The following is a 4282-nucleotide window of genomic DNA, read 5'->3' as shown; positions in this document are numbered from 1 at the left end:
TCCGGCCGCATGCACGATCGCAATCGTCTGCACGTCAGCGACCGGCGCGATCATGCTAAAGGCCATCGTGGCGGCCGTGTTGCCGGCGATGCCATCGATCAGCGCCACGACGTCAACCGCCTGCGGATTGGCGGCGGTGATGACGTCGGCAATGGTGGCCACCTCGACGCCATCGGCGCGGCGAAGCGTGGTGCCGGCGGGAATCGGCGTGCCGACTGGCGCGGCGAAATTCAGCTTGCCGGCGGCCGCCGTGGCAGGCGTGCGGTAAATGCCCCACCAGCTCGCATGCAATTCGAGATAGGCGTCTTCGGCCGTGTAGGGGAAATACTGCTGCGAGAGATAGAGCTGCCAGCCATAGAGAATATGCATCTCGTCGGCCAATGCCGAGCCGAGGATACCTGTCGGGCTGTAGCGAAGCTGCAGGCCGGGCAAGTCACCCTGGATGCTGGTCGCGATGCGATCGCGCACTTCCTGCAGGGTCGGGCGATTAAACGGCATTGAAGCCCCCCAAACTGTCCCAGAGCATCTGGAATTTGTACGTCAGCGCCGGCACGCCGGGCCGATAGAGCGTGATTTCCGTCAGCACCAGGCCGCGCGACGGGAAGCTTTCGGCAATGTCGATCGACGAACACACCTTGTCCGTAATCAGCCATTGCAGGGCCTCGCGGTCGTAATCCTCAAGCCGCTGCAGAACTTCGGGAACCTGCTTTTCGCGGCACAGTAGCCAGCGACGCGAACCGATCTGCCGGTCGCCGTGCCAGCCGCGCCGATCGCGGGCAAGGCTGGCGGGTATGGCGCCTATGCGCGGCTCGTCGGGCAGGCGATCGTCAACCTTGGCGCGGGCGTCGGTGAACAGGCTGATCACGACGGCGTTGTACAGCTCTGCCTCATCATCGGTCGCGAGCGTGTTAGCCAGGTCGAAAACCTGACGGGCTTCATCGAAGGAAAAGAAATACTCGGCCATGTCACCCGTCCATGAGCTGGTTAGGGACATTGGTATTTGCCGGCGGGCCGTTTTCCTTGTGATCGTGTCCGTCGAAGATGCCGCGCATCTGCGACATGGTCTTGCCGCCCGAAGTGATCTTGTCCTGAATATCACCAGTGCAGCGCATCCAGGGTGCATCGATGAGCAAGCCCTCGGGTGCGATGATCTTTCCAGCGGTGACAGCCTTCATTTCAAAGGTGCCGTCATCCTTGAAATGCACATAATTGCCGAGGCGATCGTAAAGCATCACCTCGCCGCCCTTGAGGTTCTTCGGGCGGCTGTCCTGATCGTCGACGGCAACGGCGACCAGATGCGAGCGACTGCCACCGATCGCAACGATCAACGCCTGTGAACCTCCGGCTGGCACGCTCGACAGGCCGTAATTCTGGAAGCGCTCGACGTTGTCGTGCAGCTCGTCATTCATGACGACAACCTGCAACCGCTGCAGGCCGCCGCCATCGTTCACGACTTTCAGCACGGCGCGGCCGACCATGAGCGAGATCCGGTTGCTGAGTGGCATCAGCATGCGTCGGAATGCATCCAGCATCGCGGTCATTGCCACAGCCCCTTGACGGGCGGCGCCGGCAGCAGCGCGAAGGCTTCCTTGCGCACCAGGTTAAGCGTCGCCGTGGTGCCGGCATCGCTGCCGTCACCGTCTTTAAGGTTGTAGTCGACAGACTGGATCAGCAGCTCGCCGTCGAAATCCAGATCCGGGCTTTTCACCCTGACCAGGTTATTCGGCTTCCACAGCGGGCCGGTCAGGCCATGCTCACGCCAGCCGAATACAGTCGCGTCGACAGCATCGCCGCGACCTATCCGCGTATTGCATTCCCAGATGGCGCGATCTTTCAGGTTTCCGCCGTCGCCGGGCTGCTCGGCAACAATCATCAAAGGCCGGTAGCGCATCACGGCTGAGTCGGTCACACGAGCTGCGCCGTGCGCGAAGTCGGCGGCCGCGCCTGTCTCGAAACCGGGCTGCTGCCCGATGACGATGTATTCCGAATGGCGCTGATCCATTGAGAAGTCACCGCCGGCCGCTTTGAGGTTCTTGCCCTCTTCGAGCGCTGTTGCGTGGCGACCTATGCCGGCGCGGCACAGCACCAGGCCGCCGAGCCCGTCAGCCATCGGCAAGACGCCGCGCTGTTTGCAGGCACGGTCGATCGCCTGGAAAGCGGACTCGCCCGGCTGCAGTGCGAACCGCTCGAAGGGTCGCCCGATATCCGTCTGCACATGCAGCTTGATACCGAACGGCTTCACGATCTCGCCGACAAGGCGATCGAGCGTGTAACCGGACCATTCGGACGGCTTGTTGATCGCCGAGCAGTCGACAAGGTCGCCGGTCGTGTCCCTGCCGGTGACGCTGATAGACTTCGTCGTATCGGTGAAGCGCGGCCGCACCTTGCCGACATAGCCCGTGATCACCGTTTCACCGTCGATCGAGACGCTGCAGGCGTTACCGCGCTTGATGCGTTTCCCGCCCAGCCATTCACCGGTTTTCAAACGCGGATCGGTGATCGACAGATTGAAGCTGCCGGCGAGATCATCCATGCCGCGATGAATGCCCAGCTCTTTCCAGTTGCGATAGATCGCGCCGTTCACATGCAGGGCAACGTCAGGCATCGGAGATGACCTCGATGTTGCCCGGCGGTATAAAGCCGGGGTGGTGGATCTTCGGGTTGCGCGCAAGGATCTCGGCCTCGCGGCTGGCGCCGCCGTCCGGCTCGTCGCCATACAGCCGATGCGCCAGCACCAGGGCGGGCACCGGGCCGTTAAGCTTGAAGGTTGTCAGCTCCGGCAGTGACGCACTGCGTTCGCCCAGATCCCGCCCCGTTGCCGATCGCAACGCGACAAGCGGCCGATAGACGGTATCGCTGGCACGCGGCAGCACGGCCTCATAGCTGGCCGTCAGATCTTCGCGCAGCCTGACGCCTTCCTGCCTGGTCGGCGCAGTCGTCTCGGCCGACAGGGCCGAGGCTTCGAGGATACCGCCGCGCTGCACCAGATCCACAAAGGCAACCTGGTTGCTTGCCTGCTGCTGCCGCGAGATCGTCGTCGCCGGGATCTCGCTGTACTGGCTGCCATAGCTAGACCAGGTCAGGCCGCGATCGACGTCGCGGCGCCAGCTCATGCCCTGCAGGCTTTGCAGCGGATTGGTCGGCCGGTAATTGAGCAGGCCGAGCAGACGCGACGCCAGCGACGCCGGCTGCGTCATGAGGCCGTCGAGCTGGTTCACCGGCATCAGCCGGCCAGGCGTGCCAATGCGATCGAGCGCGCCGAGCAGATCCGTCACCAGGCCCTTGCCGGAGTCCTGCACGAAATTCGGTTGGTTGCTCACATTGAAGATCCGGGCGAAGTCGTCGATCGTCGCGGTCTGCGCTTCGCTGCGGCGCTGGCCGACGATCGATTGCGTATCGGCCGAGGCAGACGGATATTCGATTTCGCCGCTGCGGATGAAGGTCAGCGAAAACCGCGTCATGCGCTGCTCGCTGATCGATTCCGTCAGCTCGTATTCAGGAACCGATACCGTTAGCTGGCCGAACCGGGGATGCACCAGCTCGCCCGTACCCTTGGTTTCCAGCGCATCGAGCAGACGCTTGGCCTGGTCGTGATGATCGTCGCCGATCACATGGCCCTTGAGTGTGAACTTGGGCGGTGCGAGGCCGAGATCTTCAAACGCGCCATCGTCGCGGCGGGGATAGGTATGTGTCGGGCCACGGCGGCCGCCGCGCCGGCCGAACTCTTCCACCCGGAAGGGAACGCCCCGGAAGCTGGCCGGGCGCCAGTCGTAAGCCTCCGTCATGGCATCACCATCGCCGGGCCGCGTGCGAGCGTCGCTTCGAGATCCACGCCATCACTTGCGCGCATGCCCGAGATCTGCATGCCGGCCGGCGCGTCGATACGCAGATTGAGATCGACTTTCTTATCCTCGCCGCCCTGGAAGAACGCCGTCAGTTTTTTCGCCAGCATCTCGGCCGCCTCGGAACCGAACAACGCTCCAGCACCGCCGCCGACGACGGCGCCGGTCACGGTGCCAGCCGGCCCGAAGAAACTGCCCAGCATGGCGCCGAGCTTCGCGCCGGCCCATCCGCCCGCGAGCTGACCGGCCAGGCCCGAGCCTGCCGTTATCTTGTCGCCTGTGCTGGCATTGGCATCGCCGGCAATCATGCCGAGCTGCACGGCGCCGAGAGCGGCCGCAGCAGGGCCACCGAGCCGGCCGAGGGTGCGGGCAGCCAGGCCAGCGCGGCCGCGTGCTGCGCCCGGCAGCTCGCCGGGTGTGCCCTGGAAGCCCGCCGTCCG

The 4282-nt window shown here is 64.2% G+C and carries 6 protein-coding genes; all 6 read right to left on the bottom strand.

The genetic code is table 11. The features are described 5' to 3' along the window. Positions 1–498 (bottom strand): baseplate J/gp47 family protein (locus tag AAG799_RS22510; protein WP_341899336.1); only part of this gene is annotated, 498 nt, incomplete at its 3' end. Continuing rightward, positions 488–964, bottom strand: a complete 477-nt coding sequence (locus AAG799_RS22505; RefSeq protein WP_341899335.1) for a phage GP46 family protein — start codon at positions 962–964, stop codon at positions 488–490. The genes AAG799_RS22510 and AAG799_RS22505, both read right to left, overlap by 11 nt. Position 965: 1 nt before the next feature. Next, positions 966–1541, bottom strand: coding sequence for a phage baseplate assembly protein V (locus AAG799_RS22500; protein ID WP_341899333.1), 576 nt, complete (start codon positions 1539–1541; stop codon positions 966–968). Then, positions 1538–2605: a phage baseplate assembly protein gene (locus tag AAG799_RS22495; RefSeq protein WP_341899337.1), complete on the bottom strand. Its 1068-nt coding sequence runs from the start codon at positions 2603–2605 to the stop codon at positions 1538–1540. The genes AAG799_RS22500 and AAG799_RS22495 overlap by 4 nt, the downstream gene beginning before the upstream one ends. Next, positions 2598–3785: a DNA circularization N-terminal domain-containing protein gene (locus AAG799_RS22490; RefSeq protein WP_341899332.1), complete on the bottom strand. Its 1188-nt coding sequence runs from the start codon at positions 3783–3785 to the stop codon at positions 2598–2600. Before AAG799_RS22490 ends, AAG799_RS22495 begins: the two co-directional genes overlap by 8 nt. Then, positions 3782–4282 (bottom strand): glycine zipper domain-containing protein (locus tag AAG799_RS22485; protein ID WP_341899330.1); only part of this gene is annotated, 501 nt, incomplete at its 5' end. The genes AAG799_RS22485 and AAG799_RS22490, both read right to left, overlap by 4 nt.

This window comes from Ferrovibrio terrae, from assembly GCF_943371255.1.
In the GTDB taxonomy this organism is placed as follows: domain Bacteria; phylum Pseudomonadota; class Alphaproteobacteria; order Ferrovibrionales; family Ferrovibrionaceae; genus Ferrovibrio; species Ferrovibrio terrae_B.
Note: the sequence above shows the minus strand (reverse complement) of the source record. Positions and strands in the feature narration are given on the sequence as shown.